A 17673-nucleotide genomic window follows, 5' to 3' on the forward strand; every position below is an offset into this window, starting at 1 on the left:
CCATGACCACGAGACGGCCCGACCTCGCCCGCATGCGCAATATCGGCATCGCGGCCCATATCGACGCGGGCAAGACGACGACCACCGAACGCATCCTGTTCTATACCGGCGTCACCCGCACCCTGGGTGAGGTCCACGACGGCACCGCCGCCATGGACCGGATGATCCAGGAGCGCGAGCACGGCATCACCATCGCCGCCGCGGCCACCACGTGCCGGTGGAACGAGCACGAGATCACCATCCTCGACACCCCCGGCCACGTCGACTTCACCGTCGAGGTGGAGCGATCGCTGCGGGTGCTCGATGGCGCGGTCGCCGTGTTCGATGCCAAGGAGGGCGTCGAGCCGCAGTCCGAGCAGGTGTGGCGGCAGGCCGACCGTTACGGCGTGCCCCGCCTCTGTTTCGTGAACAAGATGGACAAGCTCGGCGCGGACTTCGCGTTCACCGTGCGGACCATCGCGGAGCGACTCGGCGTGCGGCCGTTGGTGATCCAGCTGCCGATCGGCGCCGAGCGCGAGTTCGAGGGCATCGTCGACCTGGTCGAGATGACGGCGAAGGTGTGGCGCGGGGACACCGACCGTGGCGCGCGGTTCGAGATCGTCGAGATCCCGGACGACCTGCGCGTCACGGCCGAACAGCACCGCGAGGCGCTGGTGGCCGCGGTCGCCGAGGCCGACGAGGCCGACGAGGCGGTGCTGCGGCGCTACCTGTCCGGCGCGCCGATTCCGGTCGACGTGCTCAAGGCCGCCATCCGCACGATGACGGTCGACGCGCGCGCGTACCCGGTTCTGTGCGGTTCGGCGCTGGCCAATATCGGCGTGCAGCCGCTGCTGGACGCGGTCGTCGACTACCTGCCCTCGCCGCTGGACGTCGTTGCCGTGCACGGCTTCTCGCCGGAGGGTGAGTACCTCGAGCGCGCACCCGATGTCGCCGAGCCGTTCGCGGCGCTGGCGTTCAAGGTGGCGCTGCATCCGTTCTTCGGCAAGCTCGTGTACCTGCGGGTCTACTCGGGACATGTCGAACCCGGTGCGGCCGTACTGAATTCGACCACGGGACGAAAGGAGCGCCTGGGCAAGCTGTTCCAGATGCAGTCGAGCACCGAGATCGCCGTCGATCGGGTGCGGGCCGGGCAGATCTGTGCCGTCATCGGCCTGAAGGAGACGCGCACCGGCGACACCCTGTGCGATCGGAACCATCCGGTCGTGCTGGAGTCGATGGCCTTCCCCGAACCCGTCCTGGCGGTCTCGATCGAACCGCGGACCCGCGCGGATCAGGACAAACTGGGCACCGCCCTGGCGCGCCTGGCCGAGGAGGATCCGACGTTCACCGTGCAGGTCGACGCCGAGACCGGTCAGACGGTCATCGGCGGCATGGGCGAGTTGCATCTGGAGATCCTGGTCGACCGGATGCGCCGGGAGTTCCGGGTCGAGGCCGAGATCGGCGCGCCCCGGGTGGCCTATCGCGAGACCATCACCGCCGCCGTCGAGCAGTTCGAGTACACCCATCGCAAGCAGGTGGGCGGGCGCGGGCAGTTCGCCAAGGTGGTGATCGCGGTGCGGCCGCACGTGGCCGAGGACGGCGCGGTCTACGAATTCGAGAGCCGGGTGGCCGGTGGGCGCGTGCCGCGGGAGTACCTGCCCGCGGTCGACGCGGGCGCGCAGGACGCGCTGCGGGTCGGCGCGCTCGCCGGGTTCCCCCTGGTGAACGTGCGGGTGACGCTGCTCGACGGCGCCGCCCACGTGCAGGATTCGTCGGATCTGGCGTTCCGGCTGGCGGGTGCGGCGGCGGTGCGCGCGGCGGTCGCGCGGGCGAAGCCGGTGCTGCTCGAACCGGTGATGGCCGTGGAGGTCGTCACCCCGGAGGAGTATCTCGGCGAGGTGATCGGTGATCTGAACGCCCGGCGCGGGCGGGTCACCGAGCTCACCGAGCGGGCGGGCGCGCGCGTCGTGCGGGCCCTGACTCCGCTGCAGGAGATGTTCGGCTACATCGGGGATCTTCGTTCGAAGACCCGCGGCCGAGCGACCTACTCCATGGTGTTCGACTCCTACGCGCCGGTTCCGGCCGGCGTCGCGGAGTCGATCATCGCCGGCTGACGAGGCGCAGGTGGCGTCGTATCCACGGATACGGCGCCACCTGCTCGGACTGCTTGCGGTCGAACGTGGCCGCGGGCGCCGCGATGGAAAGTCGGTGCTGTCCGCCCGTTGATGCCGAGCTAGCCGCTCATTCGGGGGTGACGACCCGATCCGGGCGGTTCGCACTCTCCGCTGCCGCCCGGGCGAGCAGCCGCAGCGCGTCGGCGGTGCTCGCGTCGCGCGGGGTGTAGACCTCGAGCCGGTGGTCGGGGCTGTCCGGTTGCAGCCACACCTGGTAGTCGACGTCGACATCGCCGACGGTGGGATGGTGCAGGTGCATCGCGCCGACGGTGCAGTCGGCGACTTCCCCTTCGGCCCACAGGGTCGCGAATTCGCTACTGCGCATGGCGAGTTCACCGATCAGTTCGGCCAGGTGCGCGTCGGTGGGGTAGCGGCCCGCGGTGAGGCGCAGGTAGGCGACGTGGACGCGGGCCAGTTCGGACCAGTTGCGGTGCAGGTCCCGGCTGAGCGGATCGAGGAAGAACATGCGCGGGATCGACGGCCGCACCGCCGGATCGGCCGGCGCGGCGGCATCGAGGTGTGCGGCGAACAGGGCGTGCCCGGTGGGGTTCCAGGCCAGGACGTCACCACGGCGGCCGAGGACGAGCGCGGGCATGCTGTCGCCGAGCGCGTCGAGCAGGGCGAGGACTCGCGGGTGCGCGCGTTCGGGCCCGGACCGCGTCAGCCGGGGCGCGGCGGGCGATTCGGCCAGGTTGTGCAGGTGGGCGGTCTCGGCGACGTCCAGCCGCAGCACCCGCGCGATGGCATCGATGACCTGCGCCGACGCCGTTCCCGCCTGGTCCTGTTCGAGCCGCGTGTAGTACCCGGCGCTGACCCCGGCCAGCTGGGCCAGCTCCTCGCGGCGCAGACCGGGAACCCGGCGGGTCACGCCGTAGGTCCGTAACCCGATGGACTCGGGCGTGACCCGGCCGCGGCGGGACTTGAGGAAGGCGCCGAGGGTTTCCCGTTCCATGCCTTCCGATCGTAGGCACGGCGGCCGGGCGGCGGGTGTCCCTGCGAGGTGTACCCATCGCCGGGTCTGGCTGCCGGGCGCGGACCGCCGCAGATTCGGGACATGACTCGACACGACGCCCCACCCACGCCGGTGCGGGCCTGGCTCGGCCTGCTGGTGATCCTTGGCCCGGTGCTGCTGGTCGCCATGGACGGCTCGGTGCTGTTCCTGGCCATGCCCGCGCTCACCGAGGCCCTCACCCCGAGCGCCGACCAATCCCTGTGGATCCTGGACAGTTACGGCTTCGCGGTCGGCTCGCTGCTGATCGCGTTCGGCGCCATCGGTGACCGGTACGGGCGGTTGCGGCTGTTGCTGATCGGCGCCGCGGTCTTCGGTATCGCCTCGGCGGCAGCGGCTTTCGCGCCGAACGCGGCGATCCTGATCGGATTGCGGGTGCTGATGGGCGTCGCCGGGGCGACGTTGCTGCCGTCGGCGCTGGCGATCCTGAGCACCCTGTTCCCCGATCCGCGTACGCGGGCCCAGGCCATCGGCATCTTCGCCGCCACCTTCGCCGCGGGCTTCGCGATCGGGCCGATCGTGGCGGGACAGCTGCTCACCAGGTTCTGGTGGGGATCGGTGCTGTTGCTCAATCTGCCGGTGCTGCTGGTGTTCCTGCTGCTGGCGCCGGTGCTGCTGCGCGAGGTGCGCGCGCCGGGCACCGGCCGGGTCGACGTGGCGAGTGTGCTCGCCTCGGCCGCCGGATTGCTGCTCACCATGTACGCGCTGAAGCACGCGGCGGCCGACGGTCCGTCGGCGACCGGCTCGGTGGCCGGGCTGGTGGGCGTCGCCCTGCTGGCGTGGTTCGTGCGCAGGCAGTTCCGGATCGCGCACCCGCTGGTCGAATTCGGGCTGTTCGGCAATCCGGTGTTCGCGATCGCGATCGTCACCGGGTTCCTGCCGCTGGCGGCGTGGTCGGCGACGGCCTATCTCGCGAGTACCTATCTGCAATCCGTGCTGGGGCTCACGGTCGCCCGCGCCGCGTGGCTCGCGGTGCCCGGCGCCGTCGTCCTCACCGTGGCGGCGGTGCTGACCCCGGCCGTGGTCGCCCGGATCGGCCGGTCGAACGCGCTGATCAGCGCGCACTTCGGCATCGCGGCGGGACTGCTGCTGTTGCTGCTCGCCGACGACGCGGCGGGCATCGGCTGGTACATCGCCTCGACCGCCGTCGCCGGAATCGGGTACGGGATTTCGTTCAGTGTGGTCGCCGATATCGCCGTCGCGGCGGTGCCGCCCGCGCGGGCGGGATCGGCCGCCGCGCTCGCCGAGACCGGCAACGAACTCGGCAACGCGATCGGGATCGCGGTCTTCGGTTCGCTGGCCGCGCTGGTCTTCCGGCTGGCCGGACCCGATCTCGCGCCGACCCTCGGCGAGACGTTGCGGCTGCCCGGGGCGGCTCCCGCGACGCTCGACGCCGCGCGCGGCGCGTTCGTCACGGGACTGCACGCGGTCGCGTCGGTCGCCGCGGTCCTGCACCTCGTGCTGGGCGCGGTGGCGGTGCGGGTCCTCCGTCCCCGCGCGGCCGTGGTCGGTACGCCGGACGCCGTGACCGGCGACGACCGCGCCTCCGCGCCGGGGTGAGGGCGGGCGGTCCTCAGCCGAGCTGGGTCATCCCCGCCGCCACCACCTGGGCGACATCGAGCAGGTCGTCGGGGGTCGGCACCGGGACGCCGTCCAGGGCGTGCAGGCGGTCGGTGCTGGCGATGGCGAACATGGCCGAGACCCAGGCCGACGCGCACGCGTGCAGGGTGCTCGGACGGACGGGCGTGGGGACGCTGGCCTGCAGGACGCGGGCGGTGGCGTCGAGAAGCTGGTCGCGCAGGTTGCGCAGGGTACGCCGCACGTCGGGGTGGGTGTCGGCCTCGCGCCACATGATCACCCGCAGGACCGAGGAATGGTGGTCGCGCAGGTTGATGGCGGAGTCGAGGTTGATCAGGCTGGCGGCCGGATCACCGGGGGCGACCACGGCTCCGAGATCGTCGATCGGGTGTTCGGGGACCCGTTCGCGCATCAGCGCGGACAGGATCGCGTTCTTGGTGGGGAAGTAGTAGAAGACCAGGCCCTTGGGTACCCCGGCGGCCGCGGCCAGGGCAGCGGTCGGGGTGGCGTCGAATCCCTGTGCGGCGAACAGGTTCTCGGCGGCATCCAGAATGAGTTGCCGGGCGTCGCCATCGCGTTTCGCGTTGCGGCGCCCGACGCGTCGGCCCGGCATCAGTGATGCGGAGCCATCTTGTGCAGGCGCTCGTTCATCGCGGGCAGCGCGGCGACCGCCACCACCGCCGTCACTACCCCGACCACCCATGCGGTCCAGGATGCGCCGCTGAACGCGGTGAAGTCCATCGCCCACGGCGAGATGAACAGCAGGACGCCGAACAGGCCCATCGCGTAGTCGGCGCTGGACATGCTCGCCCGGGCCATCTGGATCAGCCCGGTCGCGGCGATGAGTACGCCGAGCACGATGAGCGTCCAGCGGGCGTTGTCGTTGGTGTCGACCCACAGGGGCGACAGCGCGGTGAATGCGCCGAGCACGACGGCGAGAAGATCCTGTGCGCGGCTGTCGGTGAACATGGGGAATGCCTCCTCGATGAGACGAAAAATACTTCTGACCTCGGTCTACCCCTGATTGACCGCCCGGTCGACATCGGAAGCGGCACGGTTGCGTTGCGACGTGGGTGTCACCTGTGGCGGGTCGCACTGGTACAAACATCTTCGGGGCCGTAGTGGCCCGCAACACAAGAACATGGCATGAGCGGTCAGCGCCCGAAGGCGGCAGTCTGCGTAACCACGTAGGGCGCCCGAGCATGCCGAATCGAGAGAGCATGAGCGGTCAGCTCCCGGCGGCGGTGGCTCGCGCGAGCAGGCAGGGCGCCGCACAGGCCGAGAGGACACAGGTATGAGCGCGCCCATCGTGATCGTCGGAGCGGGTCTGGCAGGCCTGCGCACGGCGGAGGAACTACGCCGGGCCGGGTACGAGGGCGGGGTGCTGCTGCTCGGCGACGAGTCGCGTCCGCCCTACGACCGCCCGCCGCTGTCGAAGCAGTTCGTCCGCGGCGAGACCGACGACACCACCCTGCGGCCGCCGGAGTTCTTCGCGGAGAAGGATATCGAGCTGCGCCTCGGCACCGCCGTCACGGGCGTCGATACCGCCGCGCGCACGATCACCCTCGCCGACGGCAGCGACCTCGGCTACGACCAGCTGATCATCGCGACCGGGCTGCGCCCGCGCAGGTTGCCCGGGCTGCCCGAGGTGGCGGGCGTGCACGTGCTGCGCGCCCACGAGGACGCCGAGACGCTGCGCGCCGAACTGGACGGTGCGAATCGGGCGCTGATCATCGGCGCCGGTTTCATCGGCTGCGAACTGGCCGCCAGCTTCCGGGCCGCGGATGTCGCCGTGACTCTGGTCGAGCCGCAGCCGACTCCGCTGGCCTCGGTGCTCGGCGAGCGGATCGGCGGGCTGGTGGCCCGCATGCACCGCGACGAGGGCGTCGACCTGCGCTGCGGCGTCGGCGTCGACACCCTGCGGTCCGACGAATCCGGCCGGGTGCGCGGCGCGCTGCTCACCGACGGCACCGAGGTCGATGCGGACCTGGTGGTGGTCGGTGTCGGATCGGTGCCGGTGACCGACTGGCTGGCCGGTTCCGGCATCGAACTGGCCGAGGCTTCCGCCGGGGGCGGCGTGCTCGCCGACGAGGTCGGCCGCACCTCCGCGGAGGCCGTCTGGGCGGTCGGCGACGTGGCCGCCTGGCAGCACGACACCGGTGTCCGCAAGCGGGTGGAGCACTGGACCAGCGCGGGCGAGCAGGCCAAGCTGCTGGTCACCGCGCTGCTCGGCGGTGCGGCCCCGACCGCGGCCCGGGTGCCGTACTTCTGGAGCGACCAGTACGACGTCAAGATCCAGGCGCTGGGCACCCCGTCGCCCGCCGACGACGTCACCGTGGTCAGTGACGACGGCCGCAAGTTCCTGGCCTACTACTCCCGCGACGGCATCCTCACCGCCGTTCTCGGCGCCGGTCTGACCGGTCAGGTGATGAAGCTGCGCGCCAAGCTGGCCACCGACACCCCGGTGGCCGACCTGCTCGCCGCCGCGGGCTGATCCGGAAAGGTTCACAGCCGCCGCGCCGATCGATCGGGACGGCGGCTGAGAACCGGCCGACGCCGGGACCTTGTCACCGGCCTGGATTACTGTGGCGCCGTGGGGTTTACCGAGTACTCGGCCGGTGATGTCGTCTATTTCCCGGAAGGTCCGTTCAGCGGTGTCTGCGGTGTGGTCAGGGAGGTCGACGTGCGCCGCGCCACGGTGCGGCTGGAATTCGCGGAGGGGAGCGTGCACCGCGAAGGCGGTGTGCTGCGGGAACGGCGACACACGCTGACGGTGGGCTTCGACGAGATCGAACTGGTGTAGCGCGCGGGGATACGGTCGCGGCAGGTCGATTCGCGGGCCTGTAATACGGTGGACCCGTGATCGTCGCGCTTATCGATTCCGGCCTCGGCCTGCTGCCGACGGCGGCGTGGTTGCGCACAATGCGTCCCGATGCGGATCTGCTGCTGCTGCTCGACCCCGAGGGCGCGCCCTGGGGGCCCAAGCCGGAGGACTGGGTGGTCGAGCGGGTGCTCGGTGCGGCGCGGCAGGCGCTGGAACTCGGCGCCGAAGTGATCGTGCTGCCGTGCAATACGGCGAGCGTGACCGCGCTGGCGCACGTGCGGGCCGAGGTGGGGGAGTCGGTGCCGGTGATCGGGACCGTGCCCGCCATCAAGCCGGCGGCGGCGCAGTGCCGTTCGGTGGCCGTGTGGGCGACCGCGGCGACCACCGCCAGCCGCTACCAGGCCGACCTGATCGCCCAGTTCGCCGGAGACGCCAAAGTCGTCGGGGTGGCCTGCCACGGCCTGGCCGACGCGATCGACCGCGGCGACCTGTCCGCCATCGGCGAGTCCATCGCCGACGCGGCCGCTCGCACGCCCGCCGATGTGGAGGGCGTCGTCCTGGGCTGCACACACTATCCGCTGGTCATCGATGCCATCATCGGGGCGCTGCCGGACGGCGTTCGCCTGTTCGACAGCGCTCAGGCCGTCGCCGCGCAGACGATCCGCAAGATGGACGAACTCGGCCGCCCGACCGCCGGCACCGGCACCGTCACCGTCCGCAACAGCGGCAGGCCGGGGGAATTGCCCAGCAGTGCCGCCACTTTCGAGTCCGGCCGGGTCGTCGGCGCGCTGTCCGGCTGAGGTCGCCGAGCCGATCGGTCGGCGGACACGCCCGTCGGCGGCCGACGCGAATCTGTCGGTCCGCCGGTGTTGAATGCGAGGGAATTCCCCCGACGCCGGAGGTGCCCTGTGTCCGAGCTCCCCACCGCCGCGCAGGTGCGGGCGGCGCTCGCCGAGCGAGCCGATCCCGCCGATGCCATCCACCTCCAGCGCTTCTTCAAGACGGGCGCCGGTGAATACGGTGAGGGCGATGTCTTCCTCGGCGTTCGCGTCCCCGCCACGCGCAAGGTCGCCAAACAGTTCGCCACGCTGCCGCTGAAGCAGATCGGCGACCTGCTCGACAGCCCGGTCCACGAGGAACGGCTGGCCGCGCTGCTCATCCTGAACGCCCGCTTCGCGGCGGCGTCGAAACCGCGCACCCGCGACGACGCGGCGCGCGCGGAGATGGTCGAGTTCTACCTGGACGCGGTGCGCCGGGGCCGGGTGAACAACTGGGATCTGGTCGACGCCTCCGCCGAGAACATCGTCGGCCCGTGGCTGCTCGACAAGGACCGCGGCCTGCTGTTCGACCTGGCGCGGCGGGATTCGCTGTGGGAGCGGCGGGTGGCGTTGCTGTCGACCTTCGCCTTCATCAAGGCGGGCGATCCGAGCACCACGCTGGAACTGGCGAGCGAGCTGCTCGACGACCGCCGCGATCTCATCCAGAAGGCGCTGGGCTGGATGCTGCGCGAGATCGGCAAACGCGTCGATCCGGCGGTGCTCACCGGCTTCCTCGACGCCAACGCGGCCGGGATGGGCCGGACCGCCCTGAGCTACGCCGTCGAGCACCTGACGCCCGAGGAACGCGCCGCCTACCGCGCGCTGCGCTGAGGCGGCGCGGCCCCGCTCAGAACTGGATCTTCAGGTGGTCGGTGACCGGCCGGGCCTGGCAGCCGAGGATGTAGCCGTTCTCGATGTCCTCGGGGTCGAGGATCTCGGCGTTGGCCATCTCGACCTTGCCCTCGAGCACGGTGCAAGCGCAGGAGCCGCACTCGCCCTCCTGGCAGGAGTACGGCACGTCCAGGCCCTTGTCGAGCATGATGTCGACGAGCGTCTGCTTGCGCGGCCAGGACAGCTCGTGCACCTGGCCGTCGAGCTCCACCTCGACGGTCGCGGCGTCGGCCGCCTCTTCCTCGCTGAGCTCGACGGGAGCGTGGTCGGCGAACGGATCGCCCGCCAGCGAGTTGAAGATCTCGGCGTGGGTGCGGTTGCGCGGCACCTCGAGGGTGGCCAGCGCGTCGTGGACCAGGTCCATGAACGGCTTGGGTCCGCACATGAACGCCTCGTAGGCGGTGTAGGGCGCGACCAGGGTGGCCAGCATGTCGGCGGTCGGCAGGCCGAGCAGCGGCTCGAGCCAGTGGATGACCGACAGGCGCTGGGGATGCTTGCCCACCAGGTCGCGCAGTTCGTCGGCGAAGATCACCGAGTCGGCGTCGCGGTTGGCGTAGACGAGCACGATCTTGCCGCTGCCCTGCGACAACGCCGACTTCAGGATCGACATCACCGGGGTGATGCCGCTGCCCGCGCCGAACAGCAGCAGGTCCTCGTCGAGGTTCTTGGGGGTGAACACGCCCGAGGGCGGCAGCACCTCGAGCTCGTCGCCCGCGGAGATGTTGTCGCACAGCCAGTTCGAGCCGTAGCCGCCCTCGGTGCGCTTGACCGTCACCTTGGGCAGATCGTCGGTGAACGGCGAGCTGGCCAGCGAGTAGCAGCGGGCGACCGAGCCGGTCTGGTCGCTGGGGATGCGCAGGGTCAGGAACTGGCCCGGGGTGTAGGCCATGCGTTCGCGGAGGTCGGCGGGCACCTCGAAGACCACGGAGTGGGTGTCGGCCGTTTCGGCGATCACCGCGGCCACCCGCAGCACCACCGACCGCGAACCGTGCGGAACCTCGACTGTGGTCATGTCGTCCTCTCGAACAAAACTAGAACGTGTTTCAGTTTCATGCTAGGTCGGGACGCGCCTGCAGGGCAAGCTGCGCCTCGAGACCGGCGACCAGCACCTCCATCCCGAAGTCGTAGGAGTACTTGCCGCGCAGGTCCGCCATGTACTTCGTGGCCCGTGCCACCGCCTCGGGCAACAGCACGTCCGCCGGGGCGGAGCGGTCCCGCGGATTCACCCGGCTGCGGCCGAACAGGTAGGTGTGGATGGTCGCATACGCGGCCAGCACGTTGCGGTCGCTGAAGCCCGCGTCGAACAGGATCTCCATCACGGCGTCGATCAGGTCGAGCTGCTTGCCGAGCATCTGCTCGAGCAGGATGTCGCCCAGGCCGGGATGCCTGCGCAGTTTATCGTCTATCTGATCGATGAGGTCGCGCAGGCGCTCCTGCCACGGCCCCGACTCCCGGGTGGGCTTGCGGACCCCGAGCAGGGCCGCGCTGGCCACCAGATCGAGCAGTTCCCGCTTGTCGGCGACGTAGTAGTACGGCGCCATCGGCGAGACGCCGAGCTCGCGGGAGAGCCTGCGCATCGACAGTTTCTCCACGCCGTCCTCGCGCACGACTCGCAGTGCCGCCTCGACGATCTCCGACTCCGAGAGTGTGGAATGCGCGCCGCTCCCTGCCCCTCCGTGGTTACGCAAGCTTCCGCCTCACCTCTACTGCCACCGGACCCACCGGCGGCGTTCCCGTCCTGCTCCCGGAAGTCTAGAGGGGTGCGCCGAGGTGCTCGCGGCCATCGAGATTTTCGAATTCCGCCCCTTTATGGCAGTGACTGACGTTAAAGTCGGCGGTGACCGGCAACACAATGGAGGTAGTCATGCCCGAGAACGCAACGCCTGCGACCGTCGAATCCGACGAAGACCTGGTCACCGAGACGCTGATCGAAGAGGTCAGCATCGACGGCATGTGCGGCGTGTACTGACCATGGAGGCAGGCGTGCTCGATCTCGACACCCGCTGGGCGCTGCATCCGCGCGTCTCGCTGCGCCCGGAGTCCTTCGGTGCGCTGCTGTACCACTTCGGCACTCGCAAGCTCTCGTTCCTCAAGAGCCGCGATCTGGTCGACGTGGTGCAGTCGCTGCCTGCTCACGCCTCGGTGCGGGACGCGCTGCGAGCCAAGGGCGTCGGCGCGTCCGACGCCCACATCAAGGCGCTGGCGCAGCTGGCCGACACCGACATGATCGTGCCCGCGCCGGGCCCGGTCACGCCGGTGACACCGGTGAGCCTGCCTGCCTCCACGGACACCACCCAGGGCGGCAAGCTGATCGACCGGTTCGAATCCGGTCTGGCGGCGCCGATCTGCCTGACCTGGGAACTCACCTACGCGTGCAACCTGTCCTGCGTGCACTGCCTGTCCTCGTCGGGTCGCCGCGACCCGAACGAGCTGACGACCGAGCAGTGCAAGGCGCTCATCGACGAGTTCGAGCGCATGCAGATCTTCTACGTCAACATCGGCGGCGGTGAGCCGACGGTGCGACCCGACTTCTGGGAGCTGGTCGACTACGCGACCGCCCATCATGTCGGGGTCAAGTTCTCCACCAACGGCGTTCGCATCAACGAGGAGGTCGCCGCGCGGCTGGCCGCCAGCGACTACGTCGACGTGCAGATCTCCCTCGACGGCGCCGACGCCGCGGTCAACGACGCCGTGCGCGGCCCCGGCTCCTACGACACCGCGATCCGCGCCCTGGAGAACCTGCACAACGCGGGGTTCAAGGACGCCAAGCTCTCGGTCGTCGCGACCCGGCACAACATCGCCCAGCTCGACGAATTCAAGGCCATCGCCGACCGTTACGGCGCGACCCTGCGGCTGACCCGCCTGCGTCCATCCGGCCGCGGCGCCGACGTCTGGGACGAGCTGCACCCGCTGCCCGAACAGCAGCGCGAGCTCTACGACTGGCTCGTCGCCAACGGCGAGGGCGTGTTGACCGGCGACTCGTTCTTCCACCTGTCGGCCTTCGGTTCCGCGCTGCCGGGCCTGAACATGTGCGGCGCGGGCCGGGTGGTGTGCCTGGTCGATCCGGTCGGTGACGTCTACGCCTGCCCGTTCGCCATCCACGACCGGTTCAAGGCCGGAAACATCGTCGCCGACGGCGGTTTCGACGCGGTGTGGACCACCTCGGAGCTGTTCGCCGAACTGCGCGAGCCGGTCGACGGCGGCGCCTGCACCAAGTGCTCGCACTACGACGCGTGCCGCGGCGGCTGCATGGCGGCGAAGTTCTTCACCGGCCTGCCCGCGAACGGTCCCGACCCGGAATGCGTGCAGGGCTATGGCGAAGCGGCACTGTCGATGCCGGGCCGCACGATTCCGCGACCCGCGGTCGATCATTCGCGCCCGGTTCGTACCCGTGGTCGGGTCTCGCTGCCGTTGACGGTCAAGCGCGCTCCTGCCAAGGCGTGCAACGAGAGTCCACTCGGATAGACGGGTCGGTTGCCGAAAGTGCGCTGCCGATCTTGTTGACGCGCCCGGATATCGGTCACGGCGGCATTTCTGGCGGACTTTCCTCCTTTTTTGTGGGGTGATGATGTCTGCGAGCTCGAGTGCGCATAGCATGCGAGGAATGCGCCATGATCGTCTGCCCGACGGCTTCGGGGTACGGATCGATCCACGGGTACGCGCATTTTCCGGGGGTCGGATCCTGATCGGTGGATCGCCCGCGCGGATGCTGCGCCTGGCCCCGGAGGCCGCCGAGCTGATCGGCGACGGGTACCTGGAGGTGACCGATACCAAGTCCGCGATCGTCGCCCGCCGGCTGCTCGATTCCGGTGTGGCGAACCCGCGGCCGCGGCTGCTGCCCTCGCTCGACGACATCACCGTCGTCATCCCGCTGTACAACAACGCCGACGGGTTGATGCGGCTGCTGGCCACGCTGCGTGGGCACAACGTGATCGTCGTCGACGACGGTTCCGACGAGCCGGTGCGGATCCCGCCCCGGCAGGGCCGTGGGCAGGTGACGGTGCTGCGGCACGAGTCCCCGCTCGGCCCGGCCGCCGCGCGCAACGCCGGATTACGGGCGGCCACAACGGGCTTCGTCGCGTTCCTGGACTCCGACGTGGTGCCGCGCAGCGGCTGGCTCGAGGTGATGCTCGGGCACTTCAGCGATCCGCAGGTGGCGCTGGTCGCGCCGCGGATCGTCGCGCTGGACAAGGAGTCCAACGCGCTGGCCCGCTACGAGCACACCCGGTCCTCGCTGGATCTGGGCAGACGCGAGGCGGCGGTGCACGCGCGCGGAGTCGTGTCGTACGTGCCGAGCGCGGCCCTGCTGACCCGGCGCGCGGCGCTGCTCAACGAGGGCGGCTTCGACGAGTCGATGCAGGTGGCCGAGGACGTCGACCTGTGCTGGCGGCTGGAACGGGCGGGCTGGCGGCTGCGCTACGAGCCCGCCGCGCACGTCGCCCACGACCATCGGGTGGCCTTCCGCGCGTGGTTCGGCCGAAGGCTGTTCTACGGCACCGGCGCCGCGCCGCTGGGCAAGCGGCACGCGGGCATGGTCTCGCCGCTGTCGGTGCCGACCTGGACCGTGCTGGCGAGCATCCTGTTCGCGACCCTGTCCAAATGGGGCCTGCTCGGTGGGCTGGTCACGTTGGCCACCGCGCTGGTGCGGATGCGGCGGGTGTTCACCGAACTGGACAACCCCACGCGCATCGCGGCGGTGTATCTGGCGCGCGGCTATTTCGCCGGAATGTGGCGGCTGGCTTCGGCGATGTGCCGGGACTATTGGCCGGTGACGCTGATCGCGGTGCTCGCTTCCCGGCGGATTCGCAAGATCGCGATCACCATGGCCCTGGCCGACGGGCTGGCCGACTGGTTCACCCACCGCGACGCCGGCGGGCTCGATCCGGTGCGCTATGTCGCCTACAAGCGTCTCGACGACGTGGCCTACGGCAGTGGCCTGTGGCTCGGCGTGATCAGGGCGCGCAGCTTCGAGGCGCTCAAGCCGAGCGTGCCGCCGCGCTGAGTTCGGCCGCGTGACGAACACACTCGTCGTCGGCGCCGGCTCGGCCGGCTGCGTGGTCGCGGCCGAGCTCAGCGCCGACCCGGCGCACACGGTCAACGTGTTCGAGGCGGGTCCGGTCTGGCCCTCGGCCGCCGCGATGCCCGCCGACCTGCTCGATCCGGGGCGGCTGCCGGTCGGCCCGGAATCCGCCGTGGTGTGGCGGTATCCGGGGAACATCGTGCGGGGCAAGCTGATCGGCGGCTCGGGTGCGATCAACGGCAGCTATTTCGTCCGCCCGCCCGCCGCCGACTTCGCGGCCTGGAGCGCGGCGGCGGACAGTGCGCTGTGGTCGTTCGACGCGGTGCTGCCGTTCCTGCGCGGGCTGGAGACCGACCACGATTTCGGCACCGCGCCCGGTCACGGCACCACCGGCCCGATCCCGATCCGCCGCACGACCGAGCCGACCCCGGTCAGCGTGGATTTCGCCACCCGATGCGCGGCGGCGGGCTTCGCCGAGATCGCCGATCTGAACGCGCCACACCCCGAAGCACTTCCGCCCGGCCGAGAACACGGCGCCGCCGCGGTCCACCCGGGGGAGACGGTCGGCTTCGGACGCGTGCCACTGGCGATCGCGGACGGCCGCCGAGCGGGCACCGCGATCACTCATCTCTATCCCGCGCTCGCCCGCCCGAACCTCACGATCGCCGCCGCGACGATGGTGACCCGACTGGTGTCGCGCGGCGCCAGGGTGGTCGGCGTCGAGTGGGCGCGCGGTCGCGAACGCGGCACGGCCTACGCCGACCGGGTGATCCTGTGCGCGGGCGCGGTGGAATCGGCCGCGCTGCTGATCCGCTCGGGGATCGGCCCGGAACCGCTCCTGCGCTCGCTCGGCATCCCGGTGGTGCGGCCCGCGCCGGTGGGGCAGTGGTGCACCGACCATCCCGAGATCGGTGTCGAGTACCCGGGGCCGACGCCGACGGCGAGCACGGTCGCCCTCGAATACGTCCTGGAACTCGGCGACCTCGAACTGCGCCCGTATACCCCGATGTTCACGCCCGGCCTGCGCAGGCTCGGCGTCGCGCTGATGCTGCCGGAGTCATCCGGCACGCTCGGCCTCGTCTCCGCCGACCCGGCCGTTCCCGCCCGGATCGACCAGGGCTATCTGCGCGCCGCCGTCGATCGGGATCGCCTGCGCGCGGGGGTCGAACTCGCCGGGCGGATTCTCGGGCGGCCGCCGGGCACCGTCGACGATGCCTGGCTACGCTCGCATCTGGGGACGTCCCAGCACCTTTCGGGCACCTGCCGGATGGGCCCCGCCGACGACCCGCGCGCCGTCGTCGACGATCGCGGCCGGGTGCACGGCATCGAGGGTCTGACGGTGGCCGATCTGTCGATCGTGCCGGTCCCCTTGCGCCGCGGTCCGCAGGCCGCGACGGTGCTGCTCGCCACAGTGATAGCGCGTCGACACCGGGTGTGACGAAGTGACATCTGCTACCACAATGTGACCTGCGGGACAAACCCACACTTCTGGCGAGGCTGCCGATAACTCACCGGTACAGTTTGTAGCGGGAAAGAAAGGCAAATGGTCAGCAATCTCGCAGGTGGGCGGCCCCCACGGCAGGCGGCGGAGTCGGGCGCACAGCTCGGAGCTCTGGAAGCCTATGCCGCACAGGCCCATGGTTTTCTCAGTGCCGGTGGTGACCAGCTGACCCAGCTGGCCGGCCTGTTGCGTCCGCTCGTTCTCGAGTCCTGGTTGCGCAGTACGCGTGGCGGAATCGATCCGACGGACATACTCGACGGTCGCGGTCTTCGTGGTGCCGATCTGGTGCGTTATCGGGATGCCCATCCCATCGCCGCACTGATGCCACTCATCGACAAACTGCTGGTCCAGGACGCGGCGCGGGCTGGACTGATCGTGACGGTCGCCGACCAGTTCGGTCGTGTGCTGTCGGTGCACGGCCATCCGGAGCAGGTCGCCGCCGCCGCCGAGATCGGCGTGCGCGAAGGCGACGATCTGAGCGAGCGCCGGATCGGCACGAACGCGGTCGGTCTCGTCGTGCGCACCGGTCGCGCGACATGGATCCACGGACCCGAGCATTTCCTCCATCGGATGCATCAGATCACCGGCGCGGCGGCCCCCGTGCACGAGCCGGACGGCCGATTGATCGGCGTGCTGATGATTGCCGGCGGGATGCGGGTGGCCAAGCCTGAAATCCTCGCTCTGGTCAAAGCCGCGGCGACGGCCGCCGAGATGGATCTGGTGCTGCGGGCGATGCGCGCCGGCCGCGGGGTTCCCGCGGCCGAGCCGAACCGCCCGGGCGAGCAAGCCGCCGACGCGGAACCGGCCCGGCTCGGGCTCGAGGTCCTCGGGCTCGGCCAGCCGCAACTGAGTGTGGCGGGGGAGCGGGTATCGCTGTCGCAACGCCATGCCGAGATCCTGCTGTTGCTCACCGAGCATCCCGAGGGGCTCGGCGCCGATCATCTGGCGCTGCTGCTCGACGACACCGATCTCGACAACGGCACCATCCGCGCGGCGATGTCGCGCCTGCGGTCGGTGATCGGCGCGACGGTCGTCGGATCGCGCCCATACCGTCTGCGCGTCCATGTCGCAACCGATGTGGAGGCCCTGCGGGCCGCGCTCGACTCCGGTGATATCGAATCCGCATTGCGCTTGTATGCCGGTCCGGTGCTCCCCAGATCGTCGGCTCCGGGCATCTGCGACATCCGAGACGAGCTTCGGGTGCGGTTGCGCACCGCCGTGCTCGCGTCCGCCGATCCCGGCGTGCTGCGCCGGTGGACCGCGGGCCCGGAAGGTCGCGACGACGCCGCCGCGTGGGCCGCGTACCGGTCCACCGTCGACCGCGATTCGCCACTGTATGCGCAGATCGAGGCCAAGATCCGGGTGCTCGATCGGCGCCTCGGTGCCGATGCAACGCAGATGCAACGTTTCGGCTCATAGTCTCCCGTTCTGAAAGTGTGGTAGCTCACACATCTGGCGTAGATGTGGTGTGGCACACACTGATGCCCAGGTCGCGGCAACCTCCCCGGAGAGACTGGACGTTCGTCCGATTTTTTTAGCGGAAAAAGTTTCTTTTTATTAACTGACCGCCTAGTGTCTGCAATGCATGGACAGGCAGCCATGTGATGTAAGTGACATAGCCGGGGCGCGAGGTTCGGGCCGCGGCCGCGATGTTGGAGGAACGATCAACAGCTAGGCACCCCGCGACGGACACAGTGGTTCGTCGCGCCGGCGGTCCACCGGGCCGTCGATCTCGTCCACATGATCTGTCGGGGATCCTGCGCGAGTGTGGCGGTTGCGCCCACTGCGCTCACAGGCGAATTTCTCGCTCCACGGAGTACCTCAGGTGTCTTCGTGCTGCCCGAAAACGGTTCGCCTCTGCTTTTTTTCGCGATTCGAG

Annotated in this window: 16 protein-coding genes; 11 read left to right on the forward strand and 5 right to left on the reverse strand. The window is 70.2% G+C overall.

The genetic code is table 11. From position 1 onward, the window contains the following. Positions 1-2: 2 nt before the first annotated feature. A complete protein-coding gene (fusA, locus tag ATM97_RS20535) occupies positions 3-2093 on the forward strand; it encodes an elongation factor G (protein ID WP_218719652.1) in 2091 nt (696 codons plus the stop codon). Between the two features lie 127 nt (positions 2094-2220). Here fusA and ATM97_RS20540 read toward each other — a convergent pair whose 3' ends face one another. Beyond that, positions 2221-3105, reverse strand: coding sequence for a helix-turn-helix transcriptional regulator (locus tag ATM97_RS20540; protein ID WP_218719653.1), 885 nt, complete (start codon positions 3103-3105; stop codon positions 2221-2223). 102 nt (positions 3106-3207) lie between these two features. Here ATM97_RS20540 and ATM97_RS20545 point away from each other — a divergent pair, with 102 nt between their 5' ends. Next, positions 3208-4722, forward strand: a complete 1515-nt coding sequence (locus ATM97_RS20545; RefSeq protein WP_218719654.1) for an MFS transporter — start codon at positions 3208-3210, stop codon at positions 4720-4722. A gap of 13 nt (positions 4723-4735) precedes the next feature. On the opposite strand, the gene ATM97_RS20550 is transcribed toward ATM97_RS20545, so the two are convergent. Together ATM97_RS20550 and ATM97_RS20555 are read right to left on the reverse strand one after the other, a co-directional pair. After that, positions 4736-5353 carry a TetR/AcrR family transcriptional regulator gene (locus ATM97_RS20550; protein ID WP_218719655.1) on the reverse strand — a complete coding sequence of 206 codons (618 nt, stop codon included), beginning with the start codon at positions 5351-5353 and terminating at the stop codon, positions 4736-4738. Continuing rightward, entirely contained in the window at positions 5353-5709 is a 357-nt protein-coding gene (locus ATM97_RS20555; RefSeq protein WP_218719656.1) for an SPW repeat protein, read from the reverse strand. Before ATM97_RS20555 ends, ATM97_RS20550 begins: the two co-directional genes overlap by 1 nt. A gap of 325 nt (positions 5710-6034) precedes the next feature. Here ATM97_RS20555 and ATM97_RS20560 point away from each other — a divergent pair, with 325 nt between their 5' ends. From ATM97_RS20560 to ATM97_RS20575, 4 genes are all read left to right on the forward strand, one after another. Continuing rightward, a complete protein-coding gene (locus ATM97_RS20560) occupies positions 6035-7234 on the forward strand; it encodes an NAD(P)/FAD-dependent oxidoreductase (protein ID WP_218719657.1) in 1200 nt (399 codons plus the stop codon). A 99-nt stretch (positions 7235-7333) separates the two neighbouring features. Continuing rightward, positions 7334-7543: a hypothetical protein gene (locus ATM97_RS20565; protein WP_218719658.1), complete on the forward strand. Its 210-nt coding sequence runs from the start codon at positions 7334-7336 to the stop codon at positions 7541-7543. 56 nt (positions 7544-7599) lie between these two features. Continuing rightward, entirely contained in the window at positions 7600-8364 is a 765-nt protein-coding gene (locus ATM97_RS20570) for a glutamate racemase (RefSeq protein ID WP_218719659.1), read from the forward strand. Positions 8365-8472: 108 nt separating this feature from the next. Next, positions 8473-9213, forward strand: a complete 741-nt coding sequence (locus tag ATM97_RS20575) for a DNA alkylation repair protein (RefSeq protein WP_218719660.1) — start codon at positions 8473-8475, stop codon at positions 9211-9213. Positions 9214-9229: 16 nt separating this feature from the next. On the opposite strand, the gene ATM97_RS20580 is transcribed toward ATM97_RS20575, so the two are convergent. Continuing rightward, positions 9230-10285 carry a ferredoxin--NADP reductase gene (locus ATM97_RS20580; RefSeq protein ID WP_218719661.1) on the reverse strand — a complete coding sequence of 352 codons (1056 nt, stop codon included), beginning with the start codon at positions 10283-10285 and terminating at the stop codon, positions 9230-9232. A 37-nt stretch (positions 10286-10322) separates the two neighbouring features. After that, positions 10323-10961 carry a mycofactocin system transcriptional regulator MftR2 gene (gene mftR2 / locus ATM97_RS20585; RefSeq protein WP_218719662.1) on the reverse strand — a complete coding sequence of 213 codons (639 nt, stop codon included), beginning with the start codon at positions 10959-10961 and terminating at the stop codon, positions 10323-10325. Positions 10962-11137: 176 nt separating this feature from the next. On the opposite strand from mftR2, the gene mftA reads away from it, so the two are divergent. The 5 genes from mftA (at position 11138) to ATM97_RS20610 (ending at position 17213) form a co-directional block, all read left to right on the forward strand. Continuing rightward, positions 11138-11242 carry a mycofactocin precursor MftA gene (mftA, locus tag ATM97_RS20590; RefSeq protein ID WP_218719663.1) on the forward strand — a complete coding sequence of 35 codons (105 nt, stop codon included), beginning with the start codon at positions 11138-11140 and terminating at the stop codon, positions 11240-11242. A 2-nt stretch (positions 11243-11244) separates the two neighbouring features. Further along, on the forward strand, positions 11245-12738 hold the full coding sequence (gene mftC / locus ATM97_RS20595) for a mycofactocin radical SAM maturase (protein ID WP_218719690.1): 1494 nt from the start codon (positions 11245-11247) through the stop codon (positions 12736-12738). Positions 12739-12877: 139 nt separating this feature from the next. Next, positions 12878-14275: a mycofactocin biosynthesis glycosyltransferase MftF gene (gene mftF, locus ATM97_RS20600; protein WP_218719664.1), complete on the forward strand. Its 1398-nt coding sequence runs from the start codon at positions 12878-12880 to the stop codon at positions 14273-14275. Positions 14276-14285: 10 nt separating this feature from the next. Next, on the forward strand, positions 14286-15731 hold the full coding sequence (mftG, locus tag ATM97_RS20605; protein WP_218719665.1) for a mycofactocin system GMC family oxidoreductase MftG: 1446 nt from the start codon (positions 14286-14288) through the stop codon (positions 15729-15731). A 105-nt stretch (positions 15732-15836) separates the two neighbouring features. After that, positions 15837-17213: a GAF domain-containing protein gene (locus ATM97_RS20610; protein WP_218719666.1), complete on the forward strand. Its 1377-nt coding sequence runs from the start codon at positions 15837-15839 to the stop codon at positions 17211-17213. The last annotated feature ends 460 nt before the right edge of the window (positions 17214-17673 follow it).

This window comes from Nocardia sp. MH4, assembly GCF_019266065.1.
In the GTDB taxonomy this organism is placed as follows: domain Bacteria; phylum Actinomycetota; class Actinomycetes; order Mycobacteriales; family Mycobacteriaceae; genus Nocardia; species Nocardia canadensis.

What these genes read in the sequence shown, in the direction of transcription:
- ATM97_RS20560 (WP_218719657.1), top strand. Translation starts at nt 6,035, where the DNA reads ATGAGCGCGCCCATCGTGATCGTCGGAGCGGGTCTGGCAGGCCTGCGC.
- ATM97_RS20550 (WP_218719655.1), bottom strand. Translation starts at nt 5,353, where the DNA reads ATGCCGGGCCGACGCGTCGGGCGCCGCAACGCGAAACGCGATGGCGAC.
- fusA (WP_218719652.1), top strand. Translation starts at nt 3, where the DNA reads ATGACCACGAGACGGCCCGACCTCGCCCGCATGCGCAATATCGGCATC.
- ATM97_RS20580 (WP_218719661.1), bottom strand. Translation starts at nt 10,285, where the DNA reads ATGACCACAGTCGAGGTTCCGCACGGTTCGCGGTCGGTGGTGCTGCGG.
- mftC (WP_218719690.1), top strand. Translation starts at nt 11,245, where the DNA reads ATGGAGGCAGGCGTGCTCGATCTCGACACCCGCTGGGCGCTGCATCCG.
- ATM97_RS20540 (WP_218719653.1), bottom strand. Translation starts at nt 3,105, where the DNA reads ATGGAACGGGAAACCCTCGGCGCCTTCCTCAAGTCCCGCCGCGGCCGG.
- mftA (WP_218719663.1), top strand. Translation starts at nt 11,138, where the DNA reads ATGCCCGAGAACGCAACGCCTGCGACCGTCGAATCCGACGAAGACCTG.
- ATM97_RS20545 (WP_218719654.1), top strand. Translation starts at nt 3,208, where the DNA reads ATGACTCGACACGACGCCCCACCCACGCCGGTGCGGGCCTGGCTCGGC.
- mftF (WP_218719664.1), top strand. Translation starts at nt 12,878, where the DNA reads ATGCGCCATGATCGTCTGCCCGACGGCTTCGGGGTACGGATCGATCCA.
- ATM97_RS20555 (WP_218719656.1), bottom strand. Translation starts at nt 5,709, where the DNA reads ATGTTCACCGACAGCCGCGCACAGGATCTTCTCGCCGTCGTGCTCGGC.
- ATM97_RS20610 (WP_218719666.1), top strand. Translation starts at nt 15,837, where the DNA reads ATGGTCAGCAATCTCGCAGGTGGGCGGCCCCCACGGCAGGCGGCGGAG.